Source organism: Bradyrhizobium uaiense, from assembly GCF_010811875.1.
Lineage (GTDB): Bacteria > Pseudomonadota > Alphaproteobacteria > Rhizobiales > Xanthobacteraceae > Bradyrhizobium > Bradyrhizobium uaiense.
Genome location: NZ_VKHP01000231.1, coordinates 1 through 14990, shown reverse-complemented (window position 1 = coordinate 14990; position 14990 = coordinate 1). Strand labels below are relative to the sequence as shown.

Genomic DNA, 14990 nt, shown 5'->3' with positions numbered 1-14990 from the left:
GGCCTCGGCCAGCAGCGCGCGGGCATCGTCAGAGGTGCTGACGACGGCGGAATAGGCGAGTTCGGTGGACCAGCCTTGCTTGGCGGTTCGGTACACGACGGCGCCGTCCCAGGTGCGGTTGGCGGTCACCACCGAGGGGCCCGTGATCCTGATTTTCTTCTGTTCGAGCGGAGAGGTCATTCGGCAGCTTTCAGCAGTTCGGAGAACATCTGGTTGGAGAAGAGTTGGGTGACGTTGGATCGGCTCCACGGCGCGGAATGCGCGACGACGTCGCCAATGATGAGGACGACGGGACCGCCATCGACCTGTTTGACGAGCTCAGGCAGCCGCGCCAGCGTGCCGACCGCGGCCTTGGCATCCGGCCGCGTCACGCGCGCGAACACGCCGACCGGCGTCTCAGGAGAGCGGCCCGCGGCCAGCATGCCCTCGCGGATCGCGGGCGCCGCGGTCATGCCCATGTAGACGACGACGGTCATCTTCTTGTCTGTGAGCACCGACCAGTCGACGACCTCGGCATCGCGCGCCTTGTGCGCGGTGAGGAAGGTGATGCGCAGCGCCTCGTGCCGGAAGGTCAACGGCACTTCGAATTGTGCGGCCGCGCCAAGACCGGCGGAGACGCCCGGAATAATGGAGTAGGCGACGCCGGCGTCGCGCAGCGCTTCGATCTCCTCGCCGCCGCGGCCGAAGATGAAGGGATCGCCACCCTTGAGCCGCACCGCGCGCTGGCCCGCCAGCCCGGCCTCGATCATCAGGCGGTTGATCGCATCCTGGCCGATGCCGGGCTTGCCGACGCGGCGGCCGACCGGGATTCGCGCGGCATCGCGCCGGATGCGGTCGAGAATTTCAGGTGACACCAGTTCGTCATAGAACACAACGTCGGCGTCCTGCAGCGCGCGCAGCGCCTTCACCGTGAGCAGATCAGGATCGCCGGGACCGGCGCCGACCAGCGTCACATGGCCAATAGCTTTGCCTTCCGTATCGGCGCCGGCGAAGGCGGCGGGATCGCTGATCGCGTTCAACGCCCGCTCCGCCTCGTCGTTGCGGCCGGCCAGCACCTGCGCGCCGATCGGGCCATCGACGATGCGCTCCCAGAAGCGGCGACGCAGCGGAAACTCTTCGATGCGCGCATGCATCGATTTGCGGAAGCGACCGATGAAGCCGGCGAGATCGCCGATCCGCGCCGGCAGCACCGCCTCGATCTTCTCACGAATGCGCCGCGCCACCACCGGCGACGTGCCGCCGGTGCCGACCGCGACCACGACATCGCCGCGATCGACGATCGCCGGCATGATGAAGGTGGAATGCACGAGGTCGTCCATCACGTTGACCGGCAAGCCAATCGCCTTGGCGCGCACCGACATCGCTACTCCAATGTCGCCTGCGCCGGCGCAGAGCACGGCGATGACATCGGAGAGATCGGCCGCGAGCGGATCGCCGTCGGCACGCTCGATGCGCGCGGCGTCCTCGGCTGCGATGCCGGCGAGCTCATGATCGCCGTCGGTCGCGTACCAGCGCACTGCGGCGCCGGCGGCTGCGAGCAGCCGCAGCTTGGCGCGCACAAGCTCGCCCGCTCCAACGAGCAGCACCTTGCCGCTTTGCAGATCCAGAAACACCGGCAGATATCGCATCAGACACTCGCTTCCCCAATTTGGGGGTTGACTGAAATTATTTTCTATTTATCTCTCGATCAAGCCCAGCAAAGAGAAAATTATTTCTTCTCTATTGCAGCGCAACTTTAGAATTTTCAACTCCACAGGCCAAGGCCAAGAGATGCATCTTCTCGACAATGAATCCGCCGCTGCCGGAACGCGTTCCGCAGCCCTTGGTAAAGCATCTTCCGTGCCGGGAATTTCGGCCCATCAGGTCCCCCCGACCATGGATCACCTCGACGAGCTCGAGGCCCAGAGCATCTACATCCTGCGCGAGGCGTTCGCCCGGCTGAAGAAGCTCGCGCTGCTGTGGTCGCTCGGCAAGGATTCCAACGTGATGATCTGGCTGGCGCGCAAGGCGTTCTTCGGCCGCGTCCCGTTCCCGGCGTTGCATGTCGATACGGGTAAGAAGTTTCCGGAGATGTATGCGTTCCGCGATCGCTTCGGAAAGGAGTGGGATCTCGACCTGCGCGTCGAGCCGTGCCCGCCGATCGACGCCGTCGACCCCACTCTGCCGCCGGCTGCGCGTTCCGCCGCGCGCAAGACGGAGGGGCTCAAATGGGCGCTCAACAAATACGGCTTTGACGGATTGATCGCCGGCATCCGCCGCGACGAAGAGGCAACGCGCGCCAAGGAGCGCGTGTTCTCGCCGCGCGGCACCGAAGGCGGATGGGACGTCCGCGACCAGCCGCCGGAGTTCTGGGACCAGTTCAACGCTTCTCCGCCGCAGGGCGCGCATCTGCGCATCCATCCGATCCTGCATTGGACCGAGGCCGACATCTGGGCCTACACCAAGCGCGAGAACATTCCGATCATCCCGCTCTACCTCGCCAAGGACGGCAAGCGCTACCGCTCGCTGGGGGATCAGGACATCACCAACCCCGTCGCCTCGACCGCATCCAACATCGACGAGATCCTCGCCGAACTCGACGCCACCAAGATCCCGGAGCGCGCCGGTCGTGCGCTCGACCACGAGACCGAGGATGCGTTCGAGCGGCTGCGTGTCGCTGGCTATCTCTGATCATCCCTCACAGCAACTCTTGGCTTCCCACTTCGTGCGAGCGTTCCGATGAACATGATCCTTCCCACTGCCTCGATCTCGGCAACGCCCAACGGCACGACGCGACCGCAGGTGCGCATCGTCATCGTCGGCCATGTCGACCACGGCAAGTCGACGCTGGTCGGGCGCCTGTTGCATGAGACCGGCAGCCTGCCGGACGGCAAGCTGGAGATGCTGAAGGCGGTCAGCGCGCGGCGCGGCATGCCGTTCGAATGGTCGTTCCTGCTCGACGCACTCCAGACGGAGCGCGACCAGGGCATCACCATCGACACCACCCAGATCCGCTTCCGCACCCGCTCGCGCGACGTCGTGCTGATCGACGCGCCCGGCCACGCAGAGTTTTTGCGCAACATGATCACCGGCGCCTCGCAGGCCGACGGCGCGGTGCTGATCATCGACGCGCTCGAAGGCGTGCGCGACCAGACCCGCCGTCACGGCTATCTGCTGCATTTGCTCGGCGTGAAGCAGGTCGCGATCGTCGTCAACAAGATGGACCGCGTCGATTTCAGCGCCGATCGTTTCAAGGAGATCAGCGACGAGATTTCGGCGCATCTGATCGGCCTCGGCGTGACGCCGACGGCGGTGATCCCGATCTCGGCGCGTGACGGCGACGGCGTCGCCGAGCGCACGGCGCGGATCGACTGGTACAAGGGCGCGACCGTGGTCGAGGCGCTCGATGCGCTGGAGCCGGCGCGCCCGCTGGTGGAACTGCCGCTGCGGCTGCCAGTGCAGGCGATCTACAAGTTCGACGACCGCCGCATCGTCGCAGGCCGCATCGAGTCCGGCAGCCTGAAGGCCGGCGACGAGATCGTCATCATGCCGACCGGCAAGATCGCGAAGATCAAGACCGTCGAGAGCTGGCCGGTGACGCCGCTGCACGGACCGCATGGCGCGGGACGCTCGGTCGGCATCACGCTCGACCGCGAGCTGTTCCTCGAGCGCGGCGACATCATCGGACATGGCGGGCAGAGCCCGCGCGACACCCGCCGCATCCGCGCCCGGATCTTCTGGCTGCACGACAAGCCGCTGACCAAGGGCGAGCAGATCCTGATCCGGCTCGGCACCAAGGAAAGCCGCGCCACCGTGGTCGCGATCGAAAAGGCGGTCGATCCCGGCGCGCTGTCCAACGAAGAGAACACCGCGATCGCGCGCAACCATGTCGGCGAGATCGACATCTCGCTGGCGCAGCCGGTTGCGACCGATCCCTACACCGACAATCCGCGCACCGGCCGCCTGGTGATCGAGGTCAACGGCCGCATCGCCGGCGGCGGTCTCGTGCTGTCGGTCGACGCCGGCCGGCCTGCGGTGCCGGTCGATATCGTGCCGGTGGAGTCAGCCCTGCGGCCGGACGAGCGCTCGGCGCGCTACCACCACAATGGCGCGGTGATCTGGCTGACCGGCCTGCCCGGCTCCGGCAAGTCGACCTTGGCGCGGGCGCTGGAGCGGCGCCTGTTCGGCAATGGCGGCTCGCCGATCCTGCTCGACGGCGACACTTTCCGCGCCGGGCTGAACAGCGATCTCGGCTTCTCGCCGCAGGATCGCGCTGAAAACATCCGCCGCCTCGCCGAGGTCGCGACCCATCTGGCGCGTAACGGCCATATCGCCATCGTCGCCGCGGTGTCGCCGTCGGCGACCGACCGCGCGGCAGCACGCCGTATCGCCGACAGCGCGTTCCGCGAAATCTATGTCGCGACCCCGGCCGAGGTCTGCGAGACCCGCGATCCCAAGGGCCACTATGCCAAGGCGCGCTCCGGCGGACTGCCGTCCTTCACCGGCATTACCAACGACTACCAGCCGCCGACCGGCAACGAGCTGACCATCGACACTTCGAACCGCTCGGTCACTGAAGCCACCGACGAGATCGAGCGGATGCTGGCCACGACCGGCATCCTGTTCGACGAGCTGACCGACCTCGCGGCGAATATCTGATCTCGCTCACCTGTCATCGCCCGGCTCGACCGGGCGATCCAGTATTCCAGAGACAGCTGTTATTAAGCCGATGGGCCGCGGCGTGCTGGATGCCCCGCTTGAAGCGGGGCATGACGGCGGTGCCAAAACCGGTTCGGTTGACGCCTATTCCGCCGCGCGTTGGCTTCCAGACCCGTGCCGCACCATTCCCGGCGATCGCCCGGTGACACGCTTGAACGCGCGGCTGAAGGCCGCCTGTGACGCATAGCCCAACCGTTGAGCGATGATGTCGATCGGCTGGCGTTCATGCTCGATCCACTGTGTCGCGAGGCGCATGCGGAGCTCGGCAAGATAGCGCAGGGGCGATTGCCCGGTCATCGACTGGAAGCGTTCGGCGAACAGCGACCGCGAGCAACCTGCCTCCGCGGCCAATTCGGCCACCGTCCAGTTGCGGCCGGGCGCGCGGTGCAGCGCGCCGATGGCGCGGCCGAGACGCGGATCACGCAGCGCTTCGAACCAACCGACGGCGTTGTCGCTACCGCATTCGACCCAGCCTCGCACGATCGACGCGGCGAGCACATCGGCGAGCCGCGCGGTGACGCCGACGGAGCCGGCCCGCGGCGTGCAGGTCTCCCGCTCCATCGCCTTCAGCATCGGTTCGATTTCCGGCTGGCGCACAAGCAACGTGTCTGCTCGCATCACCTCCGGCATCAGGGCAATGAGCGGACGCATGCCGCCAAGATCGAAATTCATGCAGGCGCTGAAGACCAGAACCGACTCGTCCTGCGGGCATCCCGCAGGACAGGCCGACGTCACATCGACATTGCCGCAGAGCGTCTCGGTCTCGAAACGGTCGACGTCACAACTCGGCTCGTCCGGAGCGGAGACGAGATCATGGGCGCCGCCGCGCGGCAGGAAAATCGCGTCACCGCATCCAAGCGAAAGCGGCGTCGCATCGGCGTAGCGCAGCAGCGCCGTGCCATGGGCGACGAAGTGGAATTGCGCGCGTCCGTATGGCGTTTCAAAGCGCAAACCGAACGGCGCCTTGGTCTGGAGCCGACGGTAGTGAACGCCCTCAAGCCTCATGCCGAGCAACAATTCGCTCACCAGATCGACGGCGGCGTCCCTCGGACCAGCGGCAGGTGATTTGGACGATCGATCAAACATTGGAGTGTTTATGGCATAGATTGTCCAAAACCTCCAGCCTATGTCTGCGGCAACGCAGCATAAATGGAAGTTTTGGTCGATGGATCAAGAAATGGACCCTGCTCTGGCGCACACCGATGTGGTTGCGCTGGTGCCGCGCGACGTCGCGCTAAAGTCGCTCCCATCGGAAGAGCCTGCCTGGGGCGCGGTCGTCGCAATGATGCTGGGCGTCACCGCGCTTCTGACGGCGGAGTTCCTGCCGTCCGGTTTGCTGACGCCGATGGCGAGGGACCTCGGTGTGAGTCCGGGCCTGGCCGGTCAGGCGGTGACGGCGACCTCGCTGGCCGGCCTGATCGGCGCATTGTTCACACCGAGACTGACACGCAGCTTCAACCGAAAACCGGTGCTGCTGAGCTTTTCAATCCTGCTGGTGATCTCCAATCTGCTGGTGGCGCTGGCGCCGAACATCACGTTCCTGCTGGCAGCGCGCATCGTGCTTGGCCTCGCCATCGGCGGCTTCTGGGCGATGGCGGCAGCGACGACGATCAGGCTGGTGCCGCCGGCCCTCGTGCCGCGAGCCCTATCGATCGTGATGAGCGGCATTCCCGCCGCCATGATCATTGCCGTTCCGCTCGGCAGCTATCTGAGCGAAGTGGCGAGCTGGCGGTCCGTGTTCCTGCTGGCGACGGCGCTGGGCGCAGCCGTGTTCGTGATCCAGGCGCTGGCCTTGCCGCGTTTGGCCCCAAAGGGAGAAGCCGGGCTCGGCACCCTGATCGACATCCTGACGCGGCCCGGTATCGGCGCCGGCATCCTGGCGGCGACGTTGGTCTTCACCGGACACTTCGGCTATTTCGGCTACATCCGTCCATTCCTTGAAAGCGTGACCGGGCTTGGCGCCGCCGGCGTGGCGGCGACGTTGCTTGCTTTCGGTGTTGCCAACTACATCGGCTCCTTCGCGAGCGGAGTGATGGCTGAGCGCAGACTCAAGCTCACGCTGATCGCGATGCCCTTGGCGATCAGCGTGATCGGTCTGTTGCTCTCGCTCCTTGGACAAGACGTCATCCCCGCCCTGGTGCTGGTCGCGCTCTGGGGATTCGCCTTCAGCGGTGTGCCGGTTGCGACGACGACCTGGATCACCCGCATGGTGCCCGATGAAACCGAGAGCGGGACCGGATTGACCGTGGCCTCGATCTTCCTCGGCATCACCATGGGCGCGGCCGGCGGCGGGCTTGTGCTCGATTTGATGGGCGCTGCGGCGGTGTTTGTGGCCGGCGCTGTCCCCTTGGTGCTCGCCGCCTTGCTGATCGCCACCAAGGTGCGGACCAGGATGCCCTGACCTCCCCGCGTGAAGGTACAGGCAGGGGCCTTCTCAGAGCCGTGGCTTTAGGGCTAAAAGGGCCGTGAACGCGGCCCTTTGGCGCGTTTTTTGCTGATTTCTTTCGAAAACAGCGCCTAAACGCCCCATTTTTTGAGAAAGCCCATCATGACTCGTGTCGATGCCCATGGATTGAAGATCGCCCCTGTCCTGTTCGATTTCATCGCCAAGGAGGCGACGCCGAAAACCGGGATCGCGCCCGACGCGTTCTGGGCAGGACTTGCCGCCATCATCCAGAAGCTCGGCCCAAAGAACCGCGAGCTGCGGGCCGCAGATCTTGCCGATCTCCTCGTCGACATTTGCGGTCTCGACCTTGTGGGTCGCGGGCTCCGGCAGCAGGTAGCCGATGTCCTTCAGGAACGCGGTGTAGGCGTTGATGTCGAACGCCTTGCCCTTGTTGGCGCGATGCCAGTCGTCGATCTTGGCCTGCAGCGCGTCGCGGACCGCGAGCAGCTCGCGGTTCTTTGGGCCGAGCTTCTGGATGATGGCGGCAAGTCCTGCCCAGAACGCGTCGGGCGCGATCCCGGTTTTCGGCGTCGCCTCCTTGGCGATGAAATCGAACAGGACAGGGGCGATCTTCAATCCATGGGCATCGACACGAGTCATGATGGGCTTTCTCAAAAAATGGGGCGTTTAGGCGCTGTTTTCGAAAGAAATCAGCAAAAAACGCGCCAAAGGGCCGCGTTCACGGCCCTTTTAGCCCTAAAGCCACGGCTCTGAGAAGGCCCCTGCCTGTACCTTCACGCGGGGAGGTCAGGGCATCCTGGTCCGCACCTTGGTGGCGATCAGCAAGGCGGCGAGCACCAAGGGGACAGCGCCGGCCACAAACACCGCCGCAGCGCCCATCAAATCGAGCACAAGCCCGCCGCCGGCCGCGCCCATGGTGATGCCGAGGAAGATCGAGGCCACGGTCAATCCGGTCCCGCTCTCGGTTTCATCGGGCACCATGCGGGTGATCCAGGTCGTCGTCGCAACCGGCACACCGCTGAAGGCGAATCCCCAGAGCGCGACCAGCACCAGGGCGGGGATGACGTCTTGTCCAAGGAGCGAGAGCAACAGACCGATCACGCTGATCGCCAAGGGCATCGCGATCAGCGTGAGCTTGAGTCTGCGCTCAGCCATCACTCCGCTCGCGAAGGAGCCGATGTAGTTGGCAACACCGAAAGCAAGCAACGTCGCCGCCACGCCGGCGGCGCCAAGCCCGGTCACGCTTTCAAGGAATGGACGGATGTAGCCGAAATAGCCGAAGTGTCCGGTGAAGACCAACGTCGCCGCCAGGATGCCGGCGCCGATACCGGGCCGCGTCAGGATGTCGATCAGGGTGCCGAGCCCGGCTTCTCCCTTTGGGGCCAAACGCGGCAAGGCCAGCGCCTGGATCACGAACACGGCTGCGCCCAGCGCCGTCGCCAGCAGGAACACGGACCGCCAGCTCGCCACTTCGCTCAGATAGCTGCCGAGCGGAACGGCAATGATCATGGCGGCGGGAATGCCGCTCATCACGATCGATAGGGCTCGCGGCACGAGGGCCGGCGGCACCAGCCTGATCGTCGTCGCTGCCGCCATCGCCCAGAAGCCGCCGATGGCGAGGCCAAGCACGATGCGCGCTGCCAGCAGGAACGTGATGTTCGGCGCCAGCGCCACCAGCAGATTGGAGATCACCAGCAGGATTGAAAAGCTCAGCAGCACCGGTTTTCGGTTGAAGCTGCGTGTCAGTCTCGGTGTGAACAATGCGCCGATCAGGCCGGCCAGCGAGGTCGCCGTCACCGCCTGACCGGCCAGGCCCGGACTCACACCGAGGTCCCTCGCCATCGGCGTCAGCAAACCGGACGGCAGGAACTCCGCCGTCAGAAGCGCGGTGACGCCCAGCATCATTGCGACGACCGCGCCCCAGGCAGGCTCTTCCGATGGGAGCGACTTTAGCGCGACGTCGCGCGGCACCAGCGCAACCACATCGGTGTGCGCCAGAGCAGGGTCCATTTCTTGATCCATCGACCAAAACTTCCATTTATGCTGCGTTGCCGCAGACATAGGCTGGAGGTTTTGGACAATCTATGCCATAAACACTCCAATGTTTGATCGATCGTCCAAATCACCTGCCGCTGGTCCGAGGGACGCCGCCGTCGATCTGGTGAGCGAATTGTTGCTCGGCATGAGGCTTGAGGGCGTTCACTACCGTCGGCTCCAGACCAAGGCGCCGTTCGGTTTGCGCTTTGAAACGCCATACGGACGCGCGCAATTCCACTTCGTCGCCCATGGCACGGCGCTGCTGCGCTACGCCGATGCGACGCCGCTTTCGCTTGGATGCGGTGACGCGATTTTCCTGCCGCGCGGCGGCGCCCATGATCTCGTCTCCGCTCCGGACGAGCCGAGTTGTGACGTCGACCGTTTCGAGACCGAGACGCTCTGCGGCAATGTCGATGTGACGTCGGCCTGTCCTGCGGGATGCCCGCAGGACGAGTCGGTTCTGGTCTTCAGCGCCTGCATGAATTTCGATCTTGGCGGCATGCGTCCGCTCATTGCCCTGATGCCGGAGGTGATGCGAGCAGACACGTTGCTTGTGCGCCAGCCGGAAATCGAACCGATGCTGAAGGCGATGGAGCGGGAGACCTGCACGCCGCGGGCCGGCTCCGTCGGCGTCACCGCGCGGCTCGCCGATGTGCTCGCCGCGTCGATCGTGCGAGGCTGGGTCGAATGCGGTAGCGACAACGCCGTCGGTTGGTTCGAAGCGCTGCGTGATCCGCGTCTCGGCCGCGCCATCGGCGCGCTGCACCGCGCGCCCGGCCGCAACTGGACGGTGGCCGAATTGGCCGCGGAGGCAGGTTGCTCGCGGTCGCTGTTCGCCGAACGCTTCCAGTCGATGACCGGGCAATCGCCCCTGCGCTATCTTGCCGAGCTCCGCATGCGCCTCGCGACACAGTGGATCGAGCATGAACGCCAGCCGATCGACATCATCGCTCAACGGTTGGGCTATGCGTCACAGGCGGCCTTCAGCCGCGCGTTCAAGCGTGTCACCGGGCGATCGCCGGGAATGGTGCGGCACGGGTCTGGAAGCCAACGCGCGGCGGAATAGGCGTCAACCGAACCGGTTTTGGCACCGCCGTCATGCCCCGCTTCAAGCGGGGCATCCAGCACGCCGCGGCCCATCGGCTTAATAACAGCTGTCTCTGGAATACTGGATCGCCCGGTCGAGCCGGGCGATGACAGGTGAGCGAGATCAGATATTCGCCGCGAGGTCGGTCAGCTCGTCGAACAGGATGCCGGTCGTGGCCAGCATCCGCTCGATCTCGTCGGTGGCTTCAGTGACCGAGCGGTTCGAAGTGTCGATGGTCAGCTCGTTGCCGGTCGGCGGCTGGTAGTCGTTGGTAATGCCGGTGAAGGACGGCAGTCCGCCGGAGCGCGCCTTGGCATAGTGGCCCTTGGGATCGCGGGTCTCGCAGACCTCGGCCGGGGTCGCGACATAGATTTCGCGGAACGCGCTGTCGGCGATACGGCGTGCTGCCGCGCGGTCGGTCGCCGACGGCGACACCGCGGCGACGATGGCGATATGGCCGTTACGCGCCAGATGGGTCGCGACCTCGGCGAGGCGGCGGATGTTTTCAGCGCGATCCTGCGGCGAGAAGCCGAGATCGCTGTTCAGCCCGGCGCGGAAAGTGTCGCCGTCGAGCAGGATCGGCGAGCCGCCATTGCCGAACAGGCGCCGCTCCAGCGCCCGCGCCAAGGTCGACTTGCCGGAGCCGGGCAGGCCGGTCAGCCAGATCACCGCGCCATTGTGGTGGTAGCGCGCCGAGCGCTCGTCCGGCCGCAGGGCTGACTCCACCGGCACGATATCGACCGGCACCGCAGGCCGGCCGGCGTCGACCGACAGCACGAGACCGCCGCCGGCGATGCGGCCGTTGACCTCGATCACCAGGCGGCCGGTGCGCGGATTGTCGGTGTAGGGATCGGTCGCAACCGGCTGCGCCAGCGAGATGTCGATCTCGCCGACATGGTTGCGCGCGATCGCGGTGTTCTCTTCGTTGGACAGCGCGCCGGGATCGACCGCCTTTTCGATCGCGACCACGGTGGCGCGGCTTTCCTTGGTGCCGAGCCGGATCAGGATCTGCTCGCCCTTGGTCAGCGGCTTGTCGTGCAGCCAGAAGATCCGGGCGCGGATGCGGCGGGTGTCGCGCGGGCTCTGCCCGCCATGTCCGATGATGTCGCCGCGCTCGAGGAACAGCTCGCGGTCGAGCGTGATGCCGACCGAGCGTCCCGCGCCATGCGGTCCGTGCAGCGGCGTCACCGGCCAGCTCTCGACGGTCTTGATCTTCGCGATCTTGCCGGTCGGCATGATGACGATCTCGTCGCCGGCCTTCAGGCTGCCGGACTCGATGCGGCCTGCGACGATGCGGCGGTCGTCGAACTTGTAGATCGCCTGCACTGGCAGCCGCAGCGGCAGTTCCACCAGCGGGCGCGCCGGCTCCAGCGCATCGAGCGCCTCGACCACGGTCGCGCCCTTGTACCAGTCGATCCGCGCCGTGCGCTCGGCGACGCCGTCGCCGTCACGCGCCGAGATCGGGATCACCGCCGTCGGCGTCACGCCGAGGCCGATCAGATGCGCCGAAATCTCGTCGCTGATCTCCTTGAAACGATCGGCGCTGAAATCGACGCGGTCCATCTTGTTGACGACGATCGCGACCTGCTTCACGCCGAGCAAATGCAGCAGATAGCCGTGACGGCGGGTCTGGTCGCGCACGCCTTCGAGCGCGTCGATGATCAGCACCGCGCCGTCGGCCTGCGAGGCGCCGGTGATCATGTTGCGCAAAAACTCTGCGTGGCCGGGCGCGTCGATCAGCACGACGTCGCGCGAGCGGGTGCGGAAGCGGATCTGGGTGGTGTCGATGGTGATGCCCTGGTCGCGCTCCGTCTGGAGTGCGTCGAGCAGGAACGACCATTCGAACGGCATGCCGCGCCGCGCGCTGACCGCCTTCAGCATCTCCAGCTTGCCGTCCGGCAGGCTGCCGGTCTCATGCAACAGGCGCCCGACCAGCGTCGACTTGCCGTGGTCGACATGGCCGACGATGACGATGCGCACCTGCGGTCGCGTCGTGCCGTTGGGCGTTGCCGAGATCGAGGCAGTGGGAAGGATCATGTTCATCGGAACGCTCGCACGAAGTGGGAAGCCAAGAGTTGCTGTGAGGGATGATCAGAGATAGCCAGCGACACGCAGCCGCTCGAACGCATCCTCGGTCTCGTGGTCGAGCGCACGACCGGCGCGCTCCGGGATCTTGGTGGCGTCGAGTTCGGCGAGGATCTCGTCGATGTTGGATGCGGTCGAGGCGACGGGGTTGGTGATGTCCTGATCCCCCAGCGAGCGGTAGCGCTTGCCGTCCTTGGCGAGGTAGAGCGGGATGATCGGAATGTTCTCGCGCTTGGTGTAGGCCCAGATGTCGGCCTCGGTCCAATGCAGGATCGGATGGATGCGCAGATGCGCGCCCTGCGGCGGAGAAGCGTTGAACTGGTCCCAGAACTCCGGCGGCTGGTCGCGGACGTCCCATCCGCCTTCGGTGCCGCGCGGCGAGAACACGCGCTCCTTGGCGCGCGTTGCCTCTTCGTCGCGGCGGATGCCGGCGATCAATCCGTCAAAGCCGTATTTGTTGAGCGCCCATTTGAGCCCCTCCGTCTTGCGCGCGGCGGAACGCGCAGCCGGCGGCAGAGTGGGGTCGACGGCGTCGATCGGCGGGCACGGCTCGACGCGCAGGTCGAGATCCCACTCCTTTCCGAAGCGATCGCGGAACGCATACATCTCCGGAAACTTCTTACCCGTATCGACATGCAACGCCGGGAACGGGACGCGGCCGAAGAACGCCTTGCGCGCCAGCCAGATCATCACGTTGGAATCCTTGCCGAGCGACCACAGCAGCGCGAGCTTCTTCAGCCGGGCGAACGCCTCGCGCAGGATGTAGATGCTCTGGGCCTCGAGCTCGTCGAGGTGATCCATGGTCGGGGGGACCTGATGGGCCGAAATTCCCGGCACGGAAGATGCTTTACCAAGGGCTGCGGAACGCGTTCCGGCAGCGGCGGATTCATTGTCGAGAAGATGCATCTCTTGGCCTTGGCCTGTGGAGTTGAAAATTCTAAAGTTGCGCTGCAATAGAGAAGAAATAATTTTCTCTTTGCTGGGCTTGATCGAGAGATAAATAGAAAATAATTTCAGTCAACCCCCAAATTGGGGAAGCGAGTGTCTGATGCGATATCTGCCGGTGTTTCTGGATCTGCAAAGCGGCAAGGTGCTGCTCGTTGGAGCGGGCGAGCTTGTGCGCGCCAAGCTGCGGCTGCTCGCAGCCGCCGGCGCCGCAGTGCGCTGGTACGCGACCGACGGCGATCATGAGCTCGCCGGCATCGCAGCCGAGGACGCCGCGCGCATCGAGCGTGCCGACGGCGATCCGCTCGCGGCCGATCTCTCCGATGTCATCGCCGTGCTCTGCGCCGGCGCAGGCGACATTGGAGTAGCGATGTCGGTGCGCGCCAAGGCGATTGGCTTGCCGGTCAACGTGATGGACGACCTCGTGCATTCCACCTTCATCATGCCGGCGATCGTCGATCGCGGCGATGTCGTGGTCGCGGTCGGCACCGGCGGCACGTCGCCGGTGGTGGCGCGGCGCATTCGTGAGAAGATCGAGGCGGTGCTGCCGGCGCGGATCGGCGATCTCGCCGGCTTCATCGGTCGCTTCCGCAAATCGATGCATGCGCGCATCGAAGAGTTTCCGCTGCGTCGCCGCTTCTGGGAGCGCATCGTCGATGGCCCGATCGGCGCGCAGGTGCTGGCCGGCCGCAACGACGAGGCGGAGCGGGCGTTGAACGCGATCAGCGATCCCGCCGCCTTCGCCGGCGCCGATACGGAAGGCAAAGCTATTGGCCATGTGACGCTGGTCGGCGCCGGTCCCGGCGATCCTGATCTGCTCACGGTGAAGGCGCTGCGCGCGCTGCAGGACGCCGACGTTGTGTTCTATGACGAACTGGTGTCACCTGAAATTCTCGACCGCATCCGGCGCGATGCCGCGCGAATCCCGGTCGGCCGCCGCGTCGGCAAGCCCGGCATCGGCCAGGATGCGATCAACCGCCTGATGATCGAGGCCGGGCTGGCGGGCCAGCGCGCGGTGCGGCTCAAGGGTGGCGATCCCTTCATCTTCGGCCGCGGCGGCGAGGAGATCGAAGCGCTGCGCGACGCCGGCGTCGCCTACTCCATTATTCCGGGCGTCTCCGCCGGTCTTGGCGCGGCCGCACAATTCGAAGTGCCGTTGACCTTCCGGCACGAGGCGCTGCGCATCACCTTCCTCACCGCGCACAAGGCGCGCGATGCCGAGGTCGTCGACTGGTCGGTGCTCACAGACAAGAAGATGACCGTCGTCGTCTACATGGGCATGACCGCGGCGCCCGCGATCCGCGAGGGCATGCTGGCCGCGGGCCGCTCTCCTGAGACGCCGGTCGGCGTGTTCGCGCGCGTGACGCGGCCGGATGCCAAGGCCGCGGTCGGCACGCTGGCGCGGCTGCCTGAGCTCGTCAAACAGGTCGATGGCGGTCCCGTCGTCCTCATCATTGGCGACGTCGTCGCGCATTCCGCGCCGTGGAGCCGATCCAACGTCACCCAACTCTTCTCCAACCAGATGTTCTCCGAACTGCTGAAAGCTGCCGAATGACCTCTCCGCTCGAACAGAAGAAAATCAGGATCACGGGCCCCTCGGTGGTGACCGCCAACCGCACCTGGGACGGCGCCGTCGTGTACCGAACCGCCAAGCAAGGCTGGTCCACCGAACTCGCCTATTCCGCCGTCGTCAGCACCTCTGACGATGCCCGCGCGCTGCTGGCCGAGGCC

At 65.7% G+C, this 14990-nt stretch carries 12 protein-coding genes and 1 pseudogene; 6 read left to right on the top strand and 7 right to left on the bottom strand.

The genetic code is table 11. The annotated features are described in order from the left end of the window. Positions 1-180, bottom strand: a 180-nt coding sequence (locus FNJ47_RS37140; protein WP_163160828.1) for a DUF2849 domain-containing protein, incomplete at its 3' end; no start/stop codon positions are given. Next, positions 177-1628 carry a siroheme synthase CysG gene (gene cysG / locus FNJ47_RS37135; RefSeq protein WP_163160829.1) on the bottom strand — a complete coding sequence of 484 codons (1452 nt, stop codon included), beginning with the start codon at positions 1626-1628 and terminating at the stop codon, positions 177-179. The genes cysG (FNJ47_RS37135) and FNJ47_RS37140, both read right to left, overlap by 4 nt. A gap of 247 nt (positions 1629-1875) precedes the next feature. On the opposite strand from cysG (FNJ47_RS37135), the gene cysD (FNJ47_RS37130) reads away from it, so the two are divergent. Both cysD (FNJ47_RS37130) and cysC (FNJ47_RS37125) read left to right on the top strand, forming a co-directional pair. Next, positions 1876-2670 carry a sulfate adenylyltransferase subunit CysD gene (cysD, locus tag FNJ47_RS37130; protein WP_163160830.1) on the top strand — a complete coding sequence of 265 codons (795 nt, stop codon included), beginning with the start codon at positions 1876-1878 and terminating at the stop codon, positions 2668-2670. A 48-nt stretch (positions 2671-2718) separates the two neighbouring features. Next, positions 2719-4638: an adenylyl-sulfate kinase gene (cysC, locus tag FNJ47_RS37125; protein WP_163160831.1), complete on the top strand. Its 1920-nt coding sequence runs from the start codon at positions 2719-2721 to the stop codon at positions 4636-4638. A 144-nt stretch (positions 4639-4782) separates the two neighbouring features. Here cysC (FNJ47_RS37125) and FNJ47_RS37120 read toward each other — a convergent pair whose 3' ends face one another. Next, the gene (locus FNJ47_RS37120; RefSeq protein ID WP_236000306.1) at positions 4783-5703 is read right to left on the bottom strand and encodes an AraC family transcriptional regulator; all 921 of its coding nucleotides are present in this window, start codon (positions 5701-5703) and stop codon (positions 4783-4785) included. Positions 5704-5875: 172 nt separating this feature from the next. Between FNJ47_RS37120 and FNJ47_RS37115 the strand changes: the two genes are divergently transcribed. Further along, positions 5876-7099: an MFS transporter gene (locus FNJ47_RS37115; RefSeq protein ID WP_163160833.1), complete on the top strand. Its 1224-nt coding sequence runs from the start codon at positions 5876-5878 to the stop codon at positions 7097-7099. A 291-nt stretch (positions 7100-7390) separates the two neighbouring features. Here the strand turns inward: FNJ47_RS37115 and FNJ47_RS37110 are convergent. Together FNJ47_RS37110 and FNJ47_RS37105 are read right to left on the bottom strand one after the other, a co-directional pair. Next, a pseudogene (locus FNJ47_RS37110) lies at positions 7391-7744 on the bottom strand (malate synthase G); the annotation flags it as partial. Between the two features lie 147 nt (positions 7745-7891). Next, positions 7892-9115, bottom strand: coding sequence for an MFS transporter (locus FNJ47_RS37105; protein ID WP_163160833.1), 1224 nt, complete (start codon positions 9113-9115; stop codon positions 7892-7894). Positions 9116-9206: 91 nt separating this feature from the next. Between FNJ47_RS37105 and FNJ47_RS37100 the strand changes: the two genes are divergently transcribed. Then, complete coding sequence (locus FNJ47_RS37100; RefSeq protein ID WP_163160832.1) at positions 9207-10208, top strand: cupin domain-containing protein; 1002 nt, start codon at positions 9207-9209, stop codon at positions 10206-10208. A 144-nt stretch (positions 10209-10352) separates the two neighbouring features. Here FNJ47_RS37100 and cysC (FNJ47_RS37095) read toward each other — a convergent pair whose 3' ends face one another. Further along, on the bottom strand, positions 10353-12272 hold the full coding sequence (gene cysC, locus FNJ47_RS37095) for an adenylyl-sulfate kinase (protein WP_163160831.1): 1920 nt from the start codon (positions 12270-12272) through the stop codon (positions 10353-10355). A gap of 48 nt (positions 12273-12320) precedes the next feature. Continuing rightward, entirely contained in the window at positions 12321-13115 is a 795-nt protein-coding gene (gene cysD, locus FNJ47_RS37090; RefSeq protein ID WP_163160830.1) for a sulfate adenylyltransferase subunit CysD, read from the bottom strand. 247 nt (positions 13116-13362) lie between these two features. Here cysD (FNJ47_RS37090) and cysG (FNJ47_RS37085) point away from each other — a divergent pair, with 247 nt between their 5' ends. Then, complete coding sequence (cysG, locus tag FNJ47_RS37085; RefSeq protein WP_163160829.1) at positions 13363-14814, top strand: siroheme synthase CysG; 1452 nt, start codon at positions 13363-13365, stop codon at positions 14812-14814. After that, a partial coding sequence (locus FNJ47_RS37080) for a DUF2849 domain-containing protein (protein WP_163160828.1) occupies positions 14811-14990 on the top strand: 180 nt, incomplete at its 3' end. The genes cysG (FNJ47_RS37085) and FNJ47_RS37080, both read left to right, overlap by 4 nt.

Coding starts and splice junctions, on each gene's coding strand:
- cysG (WP_163160829.1), top strand. CDS start 13,363: ATGCGATATCTGCCGGTGTTTCTGGATCTGCAAAGCGGCAAGGTGCTG.
- cysD (WP_163160830.1), bottom strand. CDS start 13,115: ATGGATCACCTCGACGAGCTCGAGGCCCAGAGCATCTACATCCTGCGC.
- cysC (WP_163160831.1), top strand. CDS start 2,719: ATGAACATGATCCTTCCCACTGCCTCGATCTCGGCAACGCCCAACGGC.
- cysC (WP_163160831.1), bottom strand. CDS start 12,272: ATGAACATGATCCTTCCCACTGCCTCGATCTCGGCAACGCCCAACGGC.
- cysG (WP_163160829.1), bottom strand. CDS start 1,628: ATGCGATATCTGCCGGTGTTTCTGGATCTGCAAAGCGGCAAGGTGCTG.
- FNJ47_RS37100 (WP_163160832.1), top strand. CDS start 9,207: ATGTTTGATCGATCGTCCAAATCACCTGCCGCTGGTCCGAGGGACGCC.
- FNJ47_RS37115 (WP_163160833.1), top strand. CDS start 5,876: ATGGACCCTGCTCTGGCGCACACCGATGTGGTTGCGCTGGTGCCGCGC.
- cysD (WP_163160830.1), top strand. CDS start 1,876: ATGGATCACCTCGACGAGCTCGAGGCCCAGAGCATCTACATCCTGCGC.
- FNJ47_RS37120 (WP_236000306.1), bottom strand. CDS start 5,703: ATGAGGCTTGAGGGCGTTCACTACCGTCGGCTCCAGACCAAGGCGCCG.
- FNJ47_RS37105 (WP_163160833.1), bottom strand. CDS start 9,115: ATGGACCCTGCTCTGGCGCACACCGATGTGGTTGCGCTGGTGCCGCGC.